The 17539-nt window shown below is 65.8% G+C and carries 19 protein-coding genes; 12 read left to right on the top strand and 7 right to left on the bottom strand.

Features of this window, described 5'->3' with window-relative positions:
- Nucleotides 1-147: 147 nt before the first annotated feature.
- The 4 genes from EI171_RS08680 to EI171_RS08695 all read right to left on the bottom strand — a co-directional run bounded on the left by EI171_RS08680 (nucleotide 148) and on the right by EI171_RS08695 (nucleotide 5327).
- The gene (locus tag EI171_RS08680) at nucleotides 148-1767 is read right to left on the bottom strand and encodes an ABC transporter ATP-binding protein (protein ID WP_161536943.1); all 1620 of its coding nucleotides are present in this window, start codon (nucleotides 1765-1767) and stop codon (nucleotides 148-150) included.
- Nucleotides 1768-1769: 2 nt separating this feature from the next.
- A complete protein-coding gene (locus tag EI171_RS08685) occupies nucleotides 1770-2609 on the bottom strand; it encodes an ABC transporter permease (RefSeq protein WP_161533103.1) in 840 nt (279 codons plus the stop codon).
- Nucleotides 2606-3577 carry an ABC transporter permease gene (locus EI171_RS08690; RefSeq protein WP_011084029.1) on the bottom strand — a complete coding sequence of 324 codons (972 nt, stop codon included), beginning with the start codon at nucleotides 3575-3577 and terminating at the stop codon, nucleotides 2606-2608. Before EI171_RS08690 ends, EI171_RS08685 begins: the two co-directional genes overlap by 4 nt.
- A gap of 199 nt (nucleotides 3578-3776) precedes the next feature.
- Nucleotides 3777-5327, bottom strand: coding sequence for an ABC transporter substrate-binding protein (locus EI171_RS08695; RefSeq protein ID WP_011084030.1), 1551 nt, complete (start codon nucleotides 5325-5327; stop codon nucleotides 3777-3779).
- A gap of 215 nt (nucleotides 5328-5542) precedes the next feature.
- Between EI171_RS08695 and EI171_RS08700 the strand changes: the two genes are divergently transcribed.
- The 3 genes from EI171_RS08700 (at nucleotide 5543) to EI171_RS08710 (ending at nucleotide 7733) form a co-directional block, all read left to right on the top strand.
- Nucleotides 5543-6214: a TetR/AcrR family transcriptional regulator gene (locus tag EI171_RS08700; protein WP_161533104.1), complete on the top strand. Its 672-nt coding sequence runs from the start codon at nucleotides 5543-5545 to the stop codon at nucleotides 6212-6214.
- 254 nt (nucleotides 6215-6468) lie between these two features.
- Nucleotides 6469-7131 carry a DUF3313 domain-containing protein gene (locus EI171_RS08705; RefSeq protein ID WP_011084032.1) on the top strand — a complete coding sequence of 221 codons (663 nt, stop codon included), beginning with the start codon at nucleotides 6469-6471 and terminating at the stop codon, nucleotides 7129-7131.
- Between the two features lie 32 nt (nucleotides 7132-7163).
- Nucleotides 7164-7733, top strand: a complete 570-nt coding sequence (locus EI171_RS08710; RefSeq protein ID WP_161533105.1) for a DUF2147 domain-containing protein — start codon at nucleotides 7164-7166, stop codon at nucleotides 7731-7733.
- A 3-nt stretch (nucleotides 7734-7736) separates the two neighbouring features.
- Here the strand turns inward: EI171_RS08710 and EI171_RS08715 are convergent, their stop codons facing one another.
- Nucleotides 7737-8048, bottom strand: a complete 312-nt coding sequence (locus EI171_RS08715; protein WP_161533106.1) for a hypothetical protein — start codon at nucleotides 8046-8048, stop codon at nucleotides 7737-7739.
- A 182-nt stretch (nucleotides 8049-8230) separates the two neighbouring features.
- Here EI171_RS08715 and irr point away from each other — a divergent pair, with 182 nt between their 5' ends.
- Nucleotides 8231-8710: a Fur family transcriptional regulator Irr gene (gene irr / locus EI171_RS08720; protein ID WP_060912765.1), complete on the top strand. Its 480-nt coding sequence runs from the start codon at nucleotides 8231-8233 to the stop codon at nucleotides 8708-8710.
- 235 nt (nucleotides 8711-8945) lie between these two features.
- Here irr and EI171_RS08725 read toward each other — a convergent pair whose 3' ends face one another.
- Nucleotides 8946-10496 (bottom strand): winged helix-turn-helix domain-containing tetratricopeptide repeat protein, encoded by a 1551-nt coding sequence (locus EI171_RS08725; RefSeq protein WP_161533107.1) that lies wholly within the window; start codon nucleotides 10494-10496, stop codon nucleotides 8946-8948.
- A 133-nt stretch (nucleotides 10497-10629) separates the two neighbouring features.
- On the opposite strand from EI171_RS08725, the gene mddA reads away from it, so the two are divergent.
- Together mddA and EI171_RS08735 are read left to right on the top strand one after the other, a co-directional pair.
- Complete coding sequence (gene mddA, locus EI171_RS08730) at nucleotides 10630-11418, top strand: methanethiol S-methyltransferase (RefSeq protein WP_028173676.1); 789 nt, start codon at nucleotides 10630-10632, stop codon at nucleotides 11416-11418.
- Nucleotides 11419-11648: 230 nt separating this feature from the next.
- The gene (locus tag EI171_RS08735; protein WP_028173675.1) at nucleotides 11649-12071 is read left to right on the top strand and encodes a GFA family protein; all 423 of its coding nucleotides are present in this window, start codon (nucleotides 11649-11651) and stop codon (nucleotides 12069-12071) included.
- Nucleotides 12072-12121: 50 nt separating this feature from the next.
- Here EI171_RS08735 and phnF read toward each other — a convergent pair whose 3' ends face one another.
- The gene (gene phnF, locus EI171_RS08740) at nucleotides 12122-12853 is read right to left on the bottom strand and encodes a phosphonate metabolism transcriptional regulator PhnF (protein ID WP_011084038.1); all 732 of its coding nucleotides are present in this window, start codon (nucleotides 12851-12853) and stop codon (nucleotides 12122-12124) included.
- Nucleotides 12854-12960: 107 nt separating this feature from the next.
- On the opposite strand from phnF, the gene phnG reads away from it, so the two are divergent.
- From phnG to phnL, 6 genes are read left to right on the top strand one after another with little or no spacing between them, the layout of a single operon-like run.
- Nucleotides 12961-13425: a phosphonate C-P lyase system protein PhnG gene (phnG, locus tag EI171_RS08745; RefSeq protein ID WP_038965299.1), complete on the top strand. Its 465-nt coding sequence runs from the start codon at nucleotides 12961-12963 to the stop codon at nucleotides 13423-13425.
- Between the two features lie 4 nt (nucleotides 13426-13429).
- A complete protein-coding gene (gene phnH / locus EI171_RS08750; protein ID WP_161533108.1) occupies nucleotides 13430-14038 on the top strand; it encodes a phosphonate C-P lyase system protein PhnH in 609 nt (202 codons plus the stop codon).
- A 3-nt stretch (nucleotides 14039-14041) separates the two neighbouring features.
- The gene (locus EI171_RS08755) at nucleotides 14042-15145 is read left to right on the top strand and encodes a carbon-phosphorus lyase complex subunit PhnI (protein ID WP_161533109.1); all 1104 of its coding nucleotides are present in this window, start codon (nucleotides 14042-14044) and stop codon (nucleotides 15143-15145) included.
- A complete protein-coding gene (locus tag EI171_RS08760) occupies nucleotides 15142-16038 on the top strand; it encodes an alpha-D-ribose 1-methylphosphonate 5-phosphate C-P-lyase PhnJ (protein ID WP_161533110.1) in 897 nt (298 codons plus the stop codon). The genes EI171_RS08755 and EI171_RS08760 overlap by 4 nt, the downstream gene beginning before the upstream one ends.
- Nucleotides 16031-16828, top strand: coding sequence for a phosphonate C-P lyase system protein PhnK (gene phnK / locus EI171_RS08765; protein ID WP_161533111.1), 798 nt, complete (start codon nucleotides 16031-16033; stop codon nucleotides 16826-16828). Before EI171_RS08760 ends, phnK begins: the two co-directional genes overlap by 8 nt.
- Before the next feature lie 8 nt (nucleotides 16829-16836).
- Complete coding sequence (gene phnL / locus EI171_RS08770; RefSeq protein ID WP_161533112.1) at nucleotides 16837-17535, top strand: phosphonate C-P lyase system protein PhnL; 699 nt, start codon at nucleotides 16837-16839, stop codon at nucleotides 17533-17535.
- Nucleotides 17536-17539: the final 4 nt, after the last annotated feature.

Here is a 17539-nt window from a genome sequence, read left to right on the forward strand (position 1 = left end):
CATTCCAAACCGATGTGGGGTGCGGCCCGGCACTTTGCAGCTGTGCGGGCGGTCACGGGGAATAAAAAGCGCGTGACCGCGCCGTTGCGGCAGATGCGGTTCGATTCGGTCCAATCGTCTTTGGGGGCGAGCCGGATACCGTTTGCGTCACGCCGCCGGCGCGCACTCCTTCCGTCCCGGCACTGCCGCGAGCAGCTCGCGCGTATAGGCGTGCTCGGGCGCGGCGAACAGCTGCGCGGTCGGTTTCAGCTCGACGATCGCGCCGCGCTGCATCACCGCGATGCGGTCGCAGATCTGGGCGGCGACGCGCAGGTCGTGGGTGATGAACAGCATCGAGAGGCCAAGGCGCGCCTTGAGGTCTTCGAGCAGCCGCAGGACTTGCGCCTGCACAGAGACGTCGAGCGCGGAGACAGCCTCGTCGGCAACGATGATCTCGGGCTCGAGCGCGAGCGCGCGGGCGATGCCGATGCGCTGGCGCTGGCCGCCCGAGAATTCATGCGGATAGCGTTCGAGCGCGCCGGCATCCAGGCCCACCATCTTCAGGAGATCGCGAGCGCGCTCGAAGGCGACCTTCGGATCGGTGCCGGCCGCGATCGGGCCGTCGGCGATGATGTGGCCGATCTTGCGGCGCGGATTGAGCGAAGCGAACGGATCCTGGAAGATCATCTGGATGCGATGGCGCTCGGTGCGCAGCGCCTTGCCCGTGAGCGAGGTGAGATCGGTCTCGCCGATCCGCACCGTGCCGCGGTCGGCTTCGATCAGCCGCATCACGAGGCGCGCCACCGACGATTTGCCCGAGCCGGATTCGCCGACGAGGCCGAGCGTCTCGCCCTTGAGGATGTTGAAGTTGACCGCGCGCGCTGCATCGACGCGGCGGTCCTCGCGAAACCAGCCCCCTGATGTGACGTAGGTCTTGTCCAGCCCGATCACCTCGACGGCCCTGGCCTGGTCGTCGAGGGGCTCGCGCGCCGGCGGATCCATCGACGGCACGGCCGCGAGCAGCGCCTTGGTGTAGTCGTGCTGCGGCTCGTTGAAGACGGTCGCCGCCGGGCCTTCCTCGACCACCTTGCCATGCCGGAGCACCACGACCTGGTCGGCAATGTCGGCGACCACGCCGAAATCATGGGTGATGAACATCACCGCCATGTTGCGGTTGCGCTGGAGGTTGCGGATCAACTTCAGGATCTGCGCCTGCGTGGTGACGTCGAGCGCGGTGGTCGGCTCGTCCGCGACCAGCACCGCCGGCTCGAGCGCGAGCGCCATCGCGATCATGGCGCGCTGGCGCTGGCCGCCGGAGAGCTGGTGCGGATAGGCGCGGACGATGCGCTCAGGGTCGGGCAGGCCGACCTCGCGTGCCAGCGCCAGCGCTCTTGCGCGCCGCTCCTTCGGCGTGAGCAGGCCGTGGGCCTCGAACATCTCGGCCATCTGGTCGCCGATCCGCATCAAGGGATTGAGCGCGGTCATCGGCTCCTGGAAGATCATCGCGAAGCGGCGCCCGCGCAGATCGCGCCAGCCGTCGTCATCCAGCTTGAGCAGGTCGCGGCCCTCGAACTGGATCTCGCCGGAAGTGACGTTGACCGTATCCGGCAGCAGGCCCATCAGCGCATGCGCGCACATCGACTTGCCGGAGCCGGATTCGCCGACGACGCAGACGATCTTGCCGGGCCGAAGGTCGAGCGAGACGCCGTCGACGGCGAAGGCACGCTCGGCACCCTTGGGCAGTGCGATCTGCAGGTTCTTGATGGAGACGGCGGGCGGGGCGGTCATCATCAGCGTCCCTCCCGCGACAGGCGCGGATTGAGCGCGTCGTTGAGGCCCTCGCCGATCAGGTTGAGGCCAAGCACCGAGATCAGGATGGCGACGCCGGGAAACACCGTGATCCACCAGGCCTGGCGGATCACGGTGCGGCCGGCGCCGACCATGTAGCCCCAGGAGATCAGATTGGGATCGCCGAGGCCGAGGAAGGCCAGCGAGGATTCCAAGAGGATCGCGGTCGCCACCATCAGCGAGGCCAGCACGATCACCGGCGACAGCGCATTGGGCAGGATCTCGCGCAGGATGATCCAGGTGTTGCTCTGGCCGGTGACCACGGCGGCCTGGACATATTCGCGCGTGCGCAGCGAAAGCACCTCGCCGCGCACGAGCCGGGCGACCGGCGGCCAGCTCACCACCGCGATCGAGGCCACGATCGAATAGATCGAGGGCTGCAGGATCGCGACCAGCACGATCGCCAGCGCGAAGCTCGGAATGGTCTGGAAGAATTCGGTGAAGCGCATCAGGGCGTCGTCGACCTTGCCGCCGAAATAGCCGGCCATGGCGCCGATCGGCACGCCGACGACCAGCGCCACCAGCGTCGAGACGAGGCCGACCAGCAGCGACACGCGTGCGCCAAAGATCATGCCGGCGAACACGTCGCGGCCGAGCGCGTCGGTGCCGAGCGGCACGGCCCCGAGCGTGAACGGCGGCAGGAACGGCCGCTGTACCATGCGCCAGGGCGAGTTCGGGAACAGCATCGGTCCGAACACCGCGATTCCGATCGCAAGCGACAGGATGATGAGGCCGATGACGCCGCTCGGGCTCTTCAGCATCGATTTCCAGAACTGTTTCATGAGGCGAATTCGATGCGCGGATCGACCAGCCGATAGACCAGGTCGGTGATGAGATTGAAGATCAGGACCATGGCGGAGCAGATCACGAACACGCCGAGCAGGAGGTTGTAGTCCCGCTGCAGCAGCGCGTCGTACATCAGGCGCCCGATGCCGGGCCAGGCGAACACGGTCTCGGTGATGACGGCGCCGCCGATCAGCGTGCCGGAATGCACGCCGGCGAGCGTCACGACGGGCAGCAGCGCGTTGCGCAGCACGTGGCGGCGCTGGATCACGGCGTCGGAGAGGCCCTTGGCGCGCGCGGTCTTGACGAAGTCGAGGCGCTTCACCTCCAGCATCGAGGCGCGTGTCATGCGGGTATAAGTCGCCATGAAGAACAGGCCGAGCGTCATCGCCGGCATGATCAGGTGTTTTGCGACGTCGACCGCGTGGGCAAGGCCGGTGAGGTTGGCGCCGACCGTCTCGTAGCCGAAGCTCGGCAGCCAATCGAAGGTGACCGAGAACAGGAGGATACCCATCAGCGCCACCCAGAAGATCGGCATGGCGTAGAAGATCAGGGCGAACACGGTGATGCCGGTGTCGAGAAAGGTTCCGGCAAAGCGCGCCGCGAAGCTGCCGAACAGGACGCCAAGCATCAGCGAGATCGCGAAAGCGGTCAGCGTCAGCAACAGGGTCGCCGGCAGCCGTTCGAGGATCAGCTTCGACACCGGCGCCTGCTGGCGGAAGGAGAAGCCGAGGTCGAGGGTGACGACGCCCTTGACGTAGATGAAGAGCTGCTCGGGCAGCGGCTTGTCGAGGCCGAACTTTTCCCGGAGCTGCTTGACGAAGATCTGGTCGCTGGCGCCGGCCTCGCCCGCCATCACGACCGCGGGATCGCCGGGCGCAAGCCGGATCAGGAAGAAATTGAGGACGACGATCGCGAGCAGGACGATCACGCCCTTCACGACACGCTGAGCGACGAAGGAGAGCATATCTATAACGCAGTGAGATTGAGGTGCGTGTCACCGCGATCACGGTGCACTCCCTCTCCCGCTTGCGGGGGAGGGCAGGGGAGGGGGTGCTTCCGCGGAGGGATTGCCAAGAGGAGAGAACCCTCACCCGCTACGCTCTTCGAGCGTAGCGACCTCTCCCGCAAGCGGGAGAGGTAAGGGGAGTTCGGAGCGCCTGCCATCACTTGTCGAGCCATGCGTCCTTGAAGCCGTCATTGACGCCGATGCCGGTGGTGATCAGGTTCTTGACCTTGCAGCGCATGATGGTCGGGAATTGCAGCTCGAGCATCCAGGCCACCGGCACGTCCTCGACCAGGATCTTCTGCGCCTTCTCGTAGATCTCCTTGCGCTTGGAATCCGGGGTCGCGACGGCGCCATCGGCGAACAGCTTGTCGATCTCCGGGTTGGAGTAGCCCTCGACATTGTTGAACACCTGGCCCTTGGCGATGGCGCTGGAGACGTAGTTGCGCCCGACGCCGAGGGCCGGATCGCCGTACTGGTAGAGATAGGTGAAGGCGATGTCGTAGTCCCAGTCGCCGATCTTCTGGTTGCCGCCGGCAACGTCGGTGGCGATGGTCTCGATGTTCATGCCGACGTCCTGGAGGTTCTGCTTCACGGCTTCACCCCAGCGCTGCCAGGTCTCGCCATAGGCGAGCGGCAACAGGCGGATCTTCTCGCCCTTGTAGCCGGCTTCCTTCAGCAGCGCCTTGGCCTTGGCCGGATCGTACGGATATTTCGGCACGTCGTCGGTGTAGTATTTGATGGTCGAGGCGGACGGGCCGGTCGCGACCTTGCCGAGCCCGTTCCAGATCACGTCCTTGGCGAAATCGCGGTCGATCGCAAACATGATCGCCTGCCGCACCCGCTTGTCCGCGAGCGGGCCCTGGCGGTTGTTCAGCCACAGCCAGGCCAGCGGCGAGAAGAACTCCCAGCCGGCGCCGGTGACGCAGGTGTCCTTCAGCTTGGACAGCCGCGGCACGTCGAAATTCTCGACCGAGCCGCCGGGCAGCACGTCGACCTTGCCGGTCTCGTACGCCACCGAGCGCGCGGCGGCGTCGGGAATGACCTGCCAGTAGATCTCGTCGAGATAGGGTTTGCCCTTTTCGTGGTAGTTCGGGTTCTTGACCAGGCGGATGAACGAGCCCTTCTGCCACTCCTTGAACATGAAGGGGCCGGTGCCGACCGGGGCGTTGTTGTAGGGGTTGGTCTTCCAGTCGGTGCCGTCATAGAGATGCTTCGGCACCATCGGCATCGAGCCGACCTCGAAGATACCGAGGAACGGGCCGAACGGCTGCTTCAGCGTGAACACCACCGTGTAATCGTCGGGCGCCTCGACCTTGTCGACCTGCCCGAGGTTGTTGCGGGCGCGCGCGTGGGTCTGCTTCAGCATCTCGATCGAGAACAGCACGTCGGCGGCGGTGAAGGGCTTGCCGTCATGCCAGGTGACGCCCTTCTTGAGCTTGAAGGTGTAGGTCTTGGCGTCCTCGCTCACGGTCCAGCTCTCTGCGAGTTCCGGCTGCGGCTCGAGCTTGGGGCTGTAGCGCAGCAGGCCCTCGAAGATGTTGCCGGACACCATCTGGACCGGGCCGTTCTGGACCATCGCAAGCATCAGTCCGGGCGGCTCGGGCTGGATCACGGCATTGATCACACCCCCCGTTTTCGGCTCTTGCGCCAGTGCCGAGGCCGTGAGGCCGCAAGCCAGGAGGAGACCAAGCAACACTCGTTTTGGCATGTCTTATCTTTCTCAAGCGAGGCCAGCCGCAGACGCTTCGCACGTCATGGCGCGCAAAGCTACGGCCGGCCCATCCCAGTCCCCATCCGGTATCGAGGCTCACATAGTCCCATTCGGCGCCGCAAGATGAAAGTCTCGACAGTGTTCGCACAAAAAATGTACAGCGCGTCCTGTTTTCACTTGATTCATTATCCTGTCGTGGAGACAAGTCGGCCATGGACAATGCCACGCGCTCCGAACGGTCCCGCAACGCTGCGCTCGAAGCGGCCATCGCCATCATCGCGCGCGACGGGCCGGGCCGGTTGACGCTCGATGCCATCGCCCGCGAGAGCGGCCTCAGCAAGGGCGGCGTGATGCATCAGTTCCGCACCAAGGAGGCGGTGCTAAAGGCGTTGCTCGAGCGGCAGATGGCGCATTTCGAGGAGTTCTCGATCCGCTATATGGCAAAGGTGAGCGGGACCTCGGCAAATCCCAATCTGGCGACCCAGCTCGCCACGATCCGGGAAGCGGCGACCTCGCCGAATTCTGCCGCGCTGGCCCTGGTTGCGGCCATGGTCGAAAATCCCGACCTGATGGCGCTGCCGCGCGAACTCGAAATGAAGAGGATGGCGGCGATCAAGGAAGAAGCCGCCGATCCCGACCTCGCGATGCTGCGCTGGGCCGGGGCGCTCGGGCTGCTGCTGAGCTCGCTATTCGGCATGTCTCCGCTCAGCAAGGACGAGCACCAGCGACTGTTCGCGCGCCTGCTCGACGACGCACAGTGGACCGGCCTCGGACAGCCCGCCACGACACGCACCAAGTCCGCGGCCAAATCCACGGCCAAATCCACGGCGAAGTCCGGAACGCCATCGGCGGCAAAGGCCCCGACCCCGCGCAAGCGCGCCTGATTCACCGTTAACGAATTCCGACCGGCGCCTGCCCAAATCCGCGCCTGCGGCCAAATGTGCCAGCGCGTCATTTCCGTGCTTTACAAACCAACTGGTCGGTTTTATAAACGGAAACACTGAGACGGCCCAAGGCGTCTGAAATGGCCCCGGACGATGCCTTGGGCCGGCAATGGTGAGCGCCGCAGCCGCGTCTGGTCCCAAAACGCGGCTGCGGTCCCCATCGCCTTTGCTGAAAGCCGCTAGAGGAGTCTGGAATGGATCGCTCGATCGCCCTGCGCGGTCTGGGAACGCTGGTGCTTTGCGCGGCCGCGGCCGGCTGCGCCTCGGTCGCGCCCGTGCCCTATTCGGAGATGGCGTCCTCGGCCTACATGGCCCCGGACAAGTCGGACGCCTCCGGCCGCGTGCCCTACCGCTATTCCACGCCGGTCGATTGGCGCGCATATAATAAAGTAATCCTGGATCCCGTCGTGCTCTACCGCGGCAAGGATCATCAGTTCGGCGACATGTCCGACAAGGACAAGGCGACGCTCGCCGCCTACATGCAGAACTCCTTCGCCGAGCGGCTGCGCGGCCGTTTCGCGCTGGTGCGCGAGCGCGGACCGAACACGTTGCGGATCAGGCTGACGCTCACCGGCGCCGTCACCAACACGCCGGTGCTCGGCACGCTCTCGCGCTTCGACCTCGCCGGTGCCGTCTACAACGGCGTGCAGGCCGCGCGCGACGGCGAGGGGACGATGACCGGCTCGGTCGTCTATGGCGTCGAGATCTTCGACGCCGCCACCTCGCGCCTGCTCTCGGCCTACGTCACCAAGCAATACCCGGGCGCCTACGACATCAAGGCCAGCGTCGGCGCGCTCGCGGCGGCCACCGCCGGCCTCGACAAGGGCGCGGACGCGCTGATGGCGCAACTGAACTGACGCGGTAACCCGCGCAACGAAAGGCATCGCAGATGGACTTTTTTCTTCGCTTCGTGCTGCGCGTCGCGATCACGGTCCTGATGATGATCATCGGCGGCCGCGCCGGTGCTGCCGCGCCCACCGATCCCAGCGGCACCTGGCTGGTCGAGGACGGCCGCGCCCGCATCCGGCTCGAACGCTGCGGTCCGTCGCGCGAGCGCATCTGCGGCTTCATCGTCTGGATGAAGGAGCCGGCCGACAAGCGCGGCCAGCCCTATCGCGACAAGGAGAATCCTGATGCGGACAAGCGCGCCCGCGCGCTGCTCGGCCACCAGCTCATCATGGGCTTGCAGGCGACGCCCGAGGGACGGTTTGCCGGCGACATCTACAATGCGGAGGACGGCAAGTTCTATTCGGTCTCGCTGTGGCGCGAATCTCCTGATCGTCTCAAGCTCAAGGGCTGCCTGATCAAGTTCCTGTGCCAGACCCAGACCTGGCAGCAGACCCTCGACGTGCTGCCCGGTCAGCTCGTCGGCCTGACCGGCGATCTCAACGGCCCGCGCGCCGACAAGGAATGGGCGGCCGTGCCGGCTCCGAAGCCGATCCAGGTGAAAACGAAATAGCCTTCAGGGCGTCCGCAGCGCGCGTCGCAACTCGTCGAGCGCGTCTGCGAGCTGTTCGCGGTGCGCGATGTCGTCCTTGGGGAGTGCGGCGACGTTGCCGGCGAGCTCCCGCAGGATGCCGGCGAGCAGCCCGAAATTGATGTGCAGATGCACCGATTTGCGCTCATCGGCGGCGCCCGGATGTTGCAGCACGAGCGCAACGCCGCTGCCGTCGAGCCGCGCCTCGAAGCGCGATGAATGCTCGAAGGTGCCGACATAGAACTTGTCGGGATATTCGAGCGCGACCTCTGCCTTGTCGGGAACCGGCCTGGACATGTGAGCCTCATCGATATCGCTGCATTGTGACCGGGAATAGACCGGGCCGCCTTGCGATAGGTCAGAGGCGACCGCTTCCGGATTTGATCCGGATCAAAGCCAAGCCGCCGCTTCTGCGATCGAATGGCAACTGGCCGGACGCCGCGTTGCGTGCCCTGGTTCTTTCAGCCGTGAGACGATCGATGGACATGCAGGCCACGAATATTCCCGCGGGCGACGACAGCGGACCTGACGTCGTCGTACCGGAGCCGGATGAGGGCGTGCAGCGCTGTCTGCAATTGCTTGTTGATGCGGGCCTCCGGCCAACGCGCCAGCGCCTGGCGCTCGGCCAGTTGCTGTTCCTGCGCGGCCATCGTCATGTGACCGCCGAGGGGCTTTATGAGGAGGCGCTGGCGGCAAACGCATACCTGTCCCTCGCGACCGTCTACAATACGCTGAACCAGTTCACCGAAGCCGGCCTGTTGCGCCGGATCGCGGCCGACGGCATCAAGTCGTTCTTCGATACCGACACATCCGTGCATCCGCACTTCTACCTCGAAGGCGAGGATGTGCTGGTCGACGTCGCCGATGGCCTCGCCTTCACCAGGATTCCCGAGGCGCTTCCCGGCCACGAGATCGCGCGGCTCGACGTCATCGTCCATCTGCGCCGGAAGCGCGTGTAGCGCCGCCGCGCTCTTACCTTCCCCTAGAGGGGCCTCACCGCACGCCTCGTCCTTCGATACGACCGCTTCCAGCGGCCTCCTCAGGATGAGGCTAGGCAGCACCGTGCCCGTTGGAGCTGCTGCCGCGAATTGCGTCCTGATCCTGGGGAGCCCGCCAGGCGGGCGTCTCGAAGGATGGCCGCAGGAACCGCTCTCAAATGCTATTCCCCTGCCGTTCAAGGGAAGGCAAGAGGTGTCACCGCAACCCCGCCCGGCGGAATCCTTCCAGATAGTGCTCGCGATCGGCGTCACTGGCCCATGGCAGTTGCGTCGCGATCCAGTGCAGCGAGATGCCCGGCTGGGTGCGGCGGAGCTCGCCCAGCGCCATCTCGGCAAGTATCCCGTCGCCGGTCATGCCGGCGGAGACGGCGAGCACGCGATAGGCGCCGGTGAGGTCGCCGCGATGGCGGATGGCCTCGCGCGCGAGCGCGATGGCCTCGTCATAGCGCCGCTCGGTGAAGCGCGCATAGCCGGCGATACCGTGATAGATCGCCAGCGACGGGTCGCGCGGTGAGAGCCGGATCGCCCTCTGCGCCGCCTCGAACGAGTCCTTCGATCGCCCGGCATAGGACAGCGCAAGCGCGTAATAACCCTGCGCCAGCGAGAAGTTCGGATTGAGCGCGAGCGCCTGCTCGAACTCGGACAGCGCGTCCGCAAGCCTGCGCGTCGAGAAGTAGACGCTGCCGAGCCCGGCATGCGCCCAGGCGTCCTCATGATCGCAGCGCACCGCGGCCAGCGCGGCGGCTTCCGCTATTGGCGCCACCCTGGCCAGTTCGACCCAGCCGAGATGCGCGCCGAACATGTGGTTCGCCGCCAGCACCGACAGCGCCTGGCCGTAATTCGGATCGATCCCGATCGCGCGCTCGAGCAGCGCCTGTGCGGCCTCGTGATCCTGCCGCGTCACGCGCCAGTAGTGCGACAGCGCGCGCATCAACAGATCCCAGGCGTCGAGGCTCGCGGGCGGCTTGCGATGGCTGCGAAAATTCTCCGCTGCGTGGATCTGCGGCTCGATCGCCGCGACGATCGCGTTGGTGATCTCGTCCTGCACGGCGAAGACGTCGACGAGCTCGCGGTCATAGCGCTCGGCCCAGAGATGGCTGCCTGACGCCGCGTCGTTGAGCTGGGCGGTGATGCGCACCCGGTTGTGCGCCTTGCGCACGCTGCCTTCGACGATGTAGCGGACGCCGAGCTCCTCGGCGATCTGCCTGATGTGGACCGCGCGTCCCTTGTAGATGAAGGACGAGTTGCGGGCGATCACCATGAACCAGCGCTGCTTCGACAGGGCAGTGAGAATGTCCTCGCTGATCCCGTCACCGAAATAGTCCTGCTCGGGATCGCCGCTCATGTTCTCGAAGGCGAGCACCGCGATCGCCGGGCGGTCCGCAACAGTGCGTGCCGGGGCCGCGGCGGGTTCCGCAGGCGCCAGTGTGACTGCCACATCTTCCCGGACCTCGCCAATGAACCGAAAGCCCTTGCGCGGGATCGTCTTGATCAGCCGCTGAGTCGCGCCGTCGTCGCCGAGCGCCTTGCGCGCGGCATTGATCCGGCTGTTCAGGGCGGAATCCGAGACGATCCGGTCACTCCAGATCTGGCTGATCAGGTCATCCTTGCTGACCACTCGGGCCCGCTGCGCCACGAGGTAGAGCAGCAGATCGAACACCTGCGGCTGCAACGGCACGGCGACCCCGGCGCAGGTCAGTTCGCGCAGGTCGCCGTCGAGCACGTTGTTTTCAAAGCAAAATCGCACGTTTCTGTCGTCTCAAGCAAAAATCAAAGTCGTCTCAGGCGAAAATCAACCGTCCGCAAAAGCCATGGAACGTCCGATCCGGCATGGTGCGAAGACCAAACAGTGCCGATGCCTCGGCACAACGGAGCTTTCCATGTCCCAAATTGATCACCAGGTTCATTCGATCGGCCCGGAGGTTACGGGCTCTCGCATTTTCAAGTTCATCGCCTTTCTGTACGGAATTGCGGCGTATCTCGTGTTTTTCGTCACCATTCTCTACGCTATCGGCTTCGTGATGGGGCTGGTGGTGCCGAAGACCATCGACACCGGAACCGACACGTCGACGGCTGAGGCCGTCATCATCAACCTGCTCCTGATGGCGCTGTTCGCCGTCCAGCACAGCGTGATGGCGCGCCAGCGCTTCAAGACATGGTGGACGCAGTTCGTCTCCAAACCGATCGAGCGCAGCACCTATGTGTTGTTCGCGAGTCTGTCATTGCTGCTCCTGTTCTGGCAGTGGCGTCCGCTGCCGACCGTCATATGGGAGGTCGAGGACCCGGATCTCGCCGTGACGCTGGTCACGGTGTCCTTCGCAGGCTGGGTGCTGGTGTTCACCTCGACCTTCATCATCAACCATTTCGAATTGTTCGGATTGCATCAGGTGACCAACCATCTCGTCGGCAAGGAAGCGACGCCGCCGCGTTTCAAGACGCCGCTGCTCTACAAGTTTGTCCGTCATCCGATCTATCTCGGCTTCATCGTCGCGTTCTGGGCGGCTCCGGTCATGACCGCGGGACATCTGCTGTTTGCGGCCGTGACCACGATCTACATCTTCGTCGGCATCGCGCTGGAGGAGCGCGACCTCATTGATCTCTTCGGCGACGAATACCGGCAGTACAAACAACGCGTGTCGATGCTTATTCCCTGGCGCCGGTCAGTTTAGTTTTCGCGCTCTGCGCGCGCGTCCGCCGAAAGGAGGACGCGCGGCGGCGCCGAGGCGCGTATCGGACCTTGCCGGACTCTCGCCTTCAACGTCCCTCGGAGTGATTCCCCCTCACTCCGAGGCTACCAACGCGAGCGAAGCTCGTCGCGACCCCGCATCCGCCTTCGCCGAGATCTCGGTGAACCGGAGCGGGGAGAGGATTTCCAACCTTCATCAACGGAGACGACCCAATGAAACATGTCGGACACTGCTTCTGCGGCGCGGTTACGGTCGAGGTCACGGGTGCGCCGGAGGCGATGGGCTATTGCCATTGCGGCTCCTGCCGGTCCTGGTCCGGCGGGCCGGTGAACGCCTTCAGCCTGTGGAAGCCCGACGCGGTGCGCATCACCGAGGGCGCGCAGCACGTCGAGACCTTCGCCAAGACGCCGCTCAGCCAGCGCAAATATTGCAGGAAGTGCGGCGGCCATCTCATGACCAATCACCCGCCGCTCGGTTTGACCGACGTCTTCACCGCCACCATCCCCACCCTGGCGTTCACGCCCGGCGTCCACGTCAACTACGCCGAGACGGTGCTGCCGATGCGCGACGGCCTGCCCAAGCTGAAGGATTTCCCCGCCGAGTTCGGCGGCAGCGGCGAGATGATGCAGGAGTAGCAGGCGCTGCTCTTCCTCCTCCTCTTGCGGGGGGAAGAGCGGGCTGCATCTCAGCCGTTCTCCACCAGAAACTCCACCCGCTCGGCGGCAAAGCGCGAATGCTTCGTCACCAGCGGCTTGCCGTCGAGACCGTGGTCGGTGGCATCGACCACGAGGATCGGCCGTCCCAGCGGCAGATCGAGCCGTGCAGCGTCGGTCGCGTCGACGATGCCGGCGGTGATCCGGGTCGCGCCGCGGCGATAGTCGCGGACGCCGAAGTGTTCGAGCAGTTTCGTCATCGAGCGCGTTGCCGCAAACACGCTGCCCGCGCCCGGAAACAACTCCGCCGACAGCCACGTCGTGGAGACGCAGATCGGGGTGCGGTCGGCCAGGCGTATCGCCTCGATCCGCACCAGCGGGGCGCCGACCTTCAGGCCCAGCTCGCGCGCCAGCTCGCGCGTCGCGACGTCGTCGGACGCCTCGATCAACTGCCCGCGCGGCTCACGGCCGCCGGCACCGACGATCTCCGAGAAGCGCGTGCGCGAGCGCAGCGGATAGGCGATGCGCTGCGCCTCGACATAGGTGCCGCTGCCACGTTCGGCGCGCACCAGGCCGCGCTCGGCAAGGGCTGCCAGCGCCCGCCGCACGGTGTGGCGATTCACGCGATAGGTCTCGGCGATCTCCATCTCGCCCGGCAGCTTGTCGCCGGCGGCGAAGCGGCCGTCGGCGATGCCGCGCTCGATGCCGTCGGCAACGAGGCGCCATAGCGCGACGCCCGTGGAGGCGGTGTCCTGCATGCTCATATCGCCGGTCAGCCTAGCCCGAAAATCACACGCTTGTCACGAAACAGTCATGGCGCTTCCGTATGAAGTTGTCTACTATCATAGACAACTTGAGTTCGGCAAGTTCGGTGGATCGGGTGACGCAGCACAACAATCAGCAAGCCCAGCGCAAGGCCGCGATGGCCGTGCTGGCGCACGCGGAGGCGGGCGAGATCGCCGCTCGCCTCCGCGCTTTCGCCCTCCCGGCCCATCAGGATCTGCGCGCGCCGGAAAACGGCCTCGTGATGCTGCGCGGCCGGGTCGGCGGCGACGGCGCCCCGTTCAACCTCGGCGAAGCCACGGTGTCGCGTGCCGCCGTGCGGCTCGCGAGCGGCGAGGTCGGCTTCGGCTACACGCTCGGACGCGACGGTGAGAAGGCGCGGCTGATCGCGCTGTGCGATGCGCTGGTGCAGTCGCGGGATTTTTCCGCATCGGTCGAGCGGGACGTTATCGCACCGTTGCGCGAGCAGCTTACGATCCGGCGCAAGCAGGCGGCGGCCGAGACCGCCGCGACGAAGGTTGATTTCTACACCATGGTGCGCGGTGAGGGGTGAGATCATGACCACGATTGCGGAACTGCCGCCGGGGTTCGCCGACAAGGTGCTGTCGGCGCAATCGACCTTTCGCTCTGTCATGGACGCGATGGCGCGGCCGGGTTCGGTCCAGCGCATCGTGCCGATGGCGGGCACACCCGGGCCGATGATGCGCGGCGCCGCCGCGATCGCGCTGACGCTGTTCGACCACGACACGCCGCTCTGGCTCGATGCGCGGATGTCGGAAAGCTCGCACGTCGTGAAATGGCTCAAGTTCCACACCGGCGCGCCGGTCATTCAGGATTCCTCGATCGCGAGCTTTGCCCTGATCAGCGATGGCGCCTTGCTTCCGGCGCTCGGGCGCTTCGCGCTCGGCACCAGCGAATACCCGGACCGGTCGACCACGTTGATCCTCCAGGTCGATAGCCTTGACGCAGGGCGGGGCTTCGAGCTGCGCGGCCCCGGCATCGACGGCGTCGCGACGCTCCGGGCCTCGATCAAGCCCGCCGACCTGTTCGAGCGGCTGCGTGTCAACGAGGCGCTGTTTCCGCGCGGCATCGACGTGGTGCTGGTCGCCGATGACGCCGTGGTCGCGATCCCCCGCACCACGCGGGTCGTGAGCAAGGAAAGCTGAAGCATGTATGTCGCAGTCAAAGGCGGCGAACGCGCCATCGAGAACGCCCATCGCCTGCTCGCCAATGCGCGGCGCGGCGATCAAAGCGTGCCGGAAGTCATGCTCGACCAGATCTCGGAGCAGCTTGGTCTGGCCGTGGACCGCGTTATGAGCGAAGGCTCGCTTTATGACCGTGAGCTCGCAGCGCTCGCGATCAAGCAGGCGCGCGGCGATCTGATCGAGGCGATCTTCCTGGTTCGCGCCTTCCGCGCCACCCTGCCGCGCTTCGGTGCGAGCGAGCCGGTCGACACCGGCGCCATGCGCGTGCAGCGGCGGGTGTCCTCGACCTTCAAGGACATTCCCGGCGGCCAGATCCTCGGGCCGACCTTCGACTATACGCACCGCCTGCTCGATCCCTCGCTCGCGGAGGGATTTGTGCCGGACGCGCCGGCGACGGCCGAAGCCTCGACCGCGCCGACGCCGCGCGTGACCGATATCCTGGGCCGCGATGGGCTGATCGAATCCTCGCCGCAGGCCGAGGCCGGCGCCAGCGTCGGCGATCTCACGCGCGAGCCGCTGAACTTCCCGGCCGACCGCGACCTGCGCCTGCAAAATCTCGCGCGCGGCGACGAAGGCTTCCTGCTGGCGATGGGCTATTCCACCCAGCGCGGCTATGGCCGCAACCATCCCTTCGCCGGCGAGATCCGCTTCGGCGAGGTCGAGGTCGAATTCTCCGCCGAGGACGTCGGCTTCGCCGTGCCGCTCGGCTCGATCGAGCTGACCGAGTGCCAGATGGTCAACCAGTTCAAGGGGTCGGCGACGGAAGCACCCTGCTTCACCCGCGGCTATGGCCTCGCCTTCGGCCAGAGCGAGCGCAAGACCATGTCGATGGCGCTGGTCGATCGCGCGCTTCGTGCCCGCGAGCTCGGCGAAGAGGCGCTCGCGCCGGCGCAGGATGAAGAATTCGTGATGTCGCATTCGGACAATGTCCAGGCGACCGGCTTCGTCGAGCATCTGAAGCTGCCGCATTATGTCGACTTCCAGTCCGAGCTCGGCCTGCTGCGCAAGCTGCGTCAGGAGTTTGCCGAGGCCAATGCGCCCGATGCCATGAAGGAGGCCGCGGAATGAACGCGCCCGCCTACAATTTCGCCTATCTCGACGAACAGACCAAGCGGATGATCCGCCGCGCGATCCTGAAGGCGATCGCGATCCCCGGCTATCAGGTGCCGTTCGCCAGCCGCGAAATGCCGATGCCCTATGGCTGGGGCACCGGCGGCGTGCAGGTGACGGCGGCGATCCTCGGTCCTGAGGACGTGCTGAAGGTGATCGACCAGGGTTCCGACGACACCACCAACGCGATCTCGATCCGAAAATTCTTCGCCAAGACCGCCGGCGTCGCCACCACGACGGCGACGGAGGAGGCGACCGTGATCCAGACCCGTCACCGCATCCCCGAGGCCGCGCTGAACGAGAACCAGGTGCTGGTCTATCAGGTGCCGATCCCGGAACCGCTGCGGTTCCTCGAGCCACGCGAGACCGAGACGCGGCGCATGCATGCGCTCGCCGAATACGGCCTGATGCATGTGAAGCTCTATGAGGACATCGCCCGCTTCGGCCACATCGCGACCGCCTACGCCTATCCGGTCAAGGTCAACGCGCGCTATGTGATGGACCCGTCGCCGACGCCGAAATTCGACAATCCCAAGATGGACAATTGCCCGGCGCTGCAATTGTTCGGTGCCGGCCGCGAGAAGCGCATCTACGCGATCCCGCCCTATACGCAGGTTGTGTCGCTCGATTTCGAGGATCACCCGTTCGAGCCGTATCGCTTCAATGCGCCCTGTGCGCTGTGCGGCGCGGATAACTCCTATCTCGACGAGATCGTCACCGACGACAAGGGCGGCCGCATGTTCGTCTGCTCCGACACCGATTATTGCGAGGGCCGTCAGGCCGCCGGCCATCACGGCAGCCTGAGCGCTGCGCCGTACAAGGAGAGGGCGCGGGAGACATCAAATGGCTGATCACGACATGCTGGACAATGATGAGCCGCTGCTGGTCGCGGAGTCGCTCAGCAAGTCCTACGGCCGCATCGCCGCGTGCCGCGACGTGTCGTTCTCGCTCTATTCCGGCGAGGTGCTGGCGATCGTCGGCGAATCCGGCTCGGGCAAGTCGACGCTGCTGCAACTGCTGTCGGGCCAGCTCGCGGCCAGCGGCGGGCACGTCACCTACCGGATGCGCGACGGCGTCACCCGCGATCTCGCCACGCTCGGCGAAGCCGAGCGGCGCTTCCTGTTCCGCACCGACTGGGGCTTCGTGCACCAGGATCCCGCGCAGGGCCTGCGCATGGCGGTCTCGGCCGGCGCCAATGTCGGCGAGCGGCTGATGGCGGTGGGCTGGAATCACTACGGTCGCATCCGCGACACCGCGTCCGACTGGCTCACGCGCGTCGAGATCGACACGGCTCGAATCGACGACGCGCCGCGGACCTATTCCGGCGGCATGCGCCAGCGTCTCCAGATCGCCCGCAATCTCGTCACCGAGCCACGGCTGGTGTTCATGGACGAGCCCACCGGCGGCCTTGACGTGTCCGTGCAGGCGCGCCTGCTCGATCTGCTCCGCAGCCTCGTTGCCGAGCTCAACCTCGCCGTCGTCATCGTCACCCACGACCTTGCGGTCGCGCGGCTATTGTCGCACCGCGTGATGGTGATGAAGGGCGGCCGCGTGATCGAGACCGGTCTCACCGACCAGGTGCTCGACGATCCCCGTGAGCCTTATACTCAGCTCCTCGTTTCCTCGATTCTGCCGCCATGAGCCCACTGATGACCGCCATGATCGACGTCACTGATGCCAAGAAGACTTTTACGATGCACCTGCAGGGCGGCATCGAGCTGCCTGTCGTCAGCGGCGTGACCTTCCACGTCGACCCCGGCGAATGCGTCGTGCTGTCGGGCCCGTCCGGCGCCGGCAAGTCGTCGATCCTGAAGATGATCTTCGGCAACTACCGCTGCGATTCCGGCCGCATCGGCACCCGCCATCGCGGCGCGCTGATTGATCTGGCCACCGCCGAGCCGCGGCAGGTGCTCAACGTCCGCCGCGCGACCATCGGCTATGTCAGCCAGTTCCTGCGCGCGGTGCCACGGGTCGCCACGATCGACGTCGTCGCCGAGCCGCTGATCGTGAACGGCATGGCCCGAACCGAGGCGCAGCAGAAGGCGGGTGCCCTGCTGCACCGCCTCAACATCCCTGAGCGGCTCTGGCAGCTTCCGCCCGCGACCTTCTCCGGCGGCGAACAGCAGCGCGTCAACATCGCGCGCGGCTTCATCTCCGACCTGCCGATCCTGTTGCTGGACGAGCCGACGGCCTCGCTCGATGCCGCCAACCGCGCCGTCGTGGTCGAGCTGATCGCCGAGAAAAAGCGCCAGGGCGTCGCCATGGTCGCCATTGTCCATGACGACGAAATCCGCCATCTGATTGCCGACCGTATTGTTGACGTGACCAGCTTTGCCGCCGCCGCCTGAAGGA

The organism is Bradyrhizobium sp. LCT2, assembly GCF_009931255.1.
Taxonomy (GTDB): Bacteria; Pseudomonadota; Alphaproteobacteria; order Rhizobiales; family Xanthobacteraceae; genus Bradyrhizobium; species Bradyrhizobium diazoefficiens.

Bases quoted from the DNA above. Each gene is read 5' to 3' on its own strand.
- EI171_RS08680 (WP_161536943.1), bottom strand. From the start codon at position 1,767: ATGACCGCCCCGCCCGCCGTCTCCATCAAGAACCTGCAGATCGCACTG.
- EI171_RS08685 (WP_161533103.1), bottom strand. From the start codon at position 2,609: ATGAAACAGTTCTGGAAATCGATGCTGAAGAGCCCGAGCGGCGTCATC.
- EI171_RS08690 (WP_011084029.1), bottom strand. From the start codon at position 3,577: ATGCTCTCCTTCGTCGCTCAGCGTGTCGTGAAGGGCGTGATCGTCCTG.
- EI171_RS08695 (WP_011084030.1), bottom strand. From the start codon at position 5,327: ATGCCAAAACGAGTGTTGCTTGGTCTCCTCCTGGCTTGCGGCCTCACG.
- EI171_RS08700 (WP_161533104.1), top strand. From the start codon at position 5,543: ATGGACAATGCCACGCGCTCCGAACGGTCCCGCAACGCTGCGCTCGAA.
- EI171_RS08705 (WP_011084032.1), top strand. From the start codon at position 6,469: ATGGATCGCTCGATCGCCCTGCGCGGTCTGGGAACGCTGGTGCTTTGC.
- EI171_RS08710 (WP_161533105.1), top strand. From the start codon at position 7,164: ATGGACTTTTTTCTTCGCTTCGTGCTGCGCGTCGCGATCACGGTCCTG.
- EI171_RS08715 (WP_161533106.1), bottom strand. From the start codon at position 8,048: ATGTCCAGGCCGGTTCCCGACAAGGCAGAGGTCGCGCTCGAATATCCC.
- irr (WP_060912765.1), top strand. From the start codon at position 8,231: ATGGACATGCAGGCCACGAATATTCCCGCGGGCGACGACAGCGGACCT.
- mddA (WP_028173676.1), top strand. From the start codon at position 10,630: ATGTCCCAAATTGATCACCAGGTTCATTCGATCGGCCCGGAGGTTACG.
- EI171_RS08735 (WP_028173675.1), top strand. From the start codon at position 11,649: ATGAAACATGTCGGACACTGCTTCTGCGGCGCGGTTACGGTCGAGGTC.
- phnF (WP_011084038.1), bottom strand. From the start codon at position 12,853: ATGAGCATGCAGGACACCGCCTCCACGGGCGTCGCGCTATGGCGCCTC.
- phnH (WP_161533108.1), top strand. From the start codon at position 13,430: ATGACCACGATTGCGGAACTGCCGCCGGGGTTCGCCGACAAGGTGCTG.
- EI171_RS08755 (WP_161533109.1), top strand. From the start codon at position 14,042: ATGTATGTCGCAGTCAAAGGCGGCGAACGCGCCATCGAGAACGCCCAT.
- EI171_RS08760 (WP_161533110.1), top strand. From the start codon at position 15,142: ATGAACGCGCCCGCCTACAATTTCGCCTATCTCGACGAACAGACCAAG.
- phnK (WP_161533111.1), top strand. From the start codon at position 16,031: ATGGCTGATCACGACATGCTGGACAATGATGAGCCGCTGCTGGTCGCG.
- phnL (WP_161533112.1), top strand. From the start codon at position 16,837: ATGACCGCCATGATCGACGTCACTGATGCCAAGAAGACTTTTACGATG.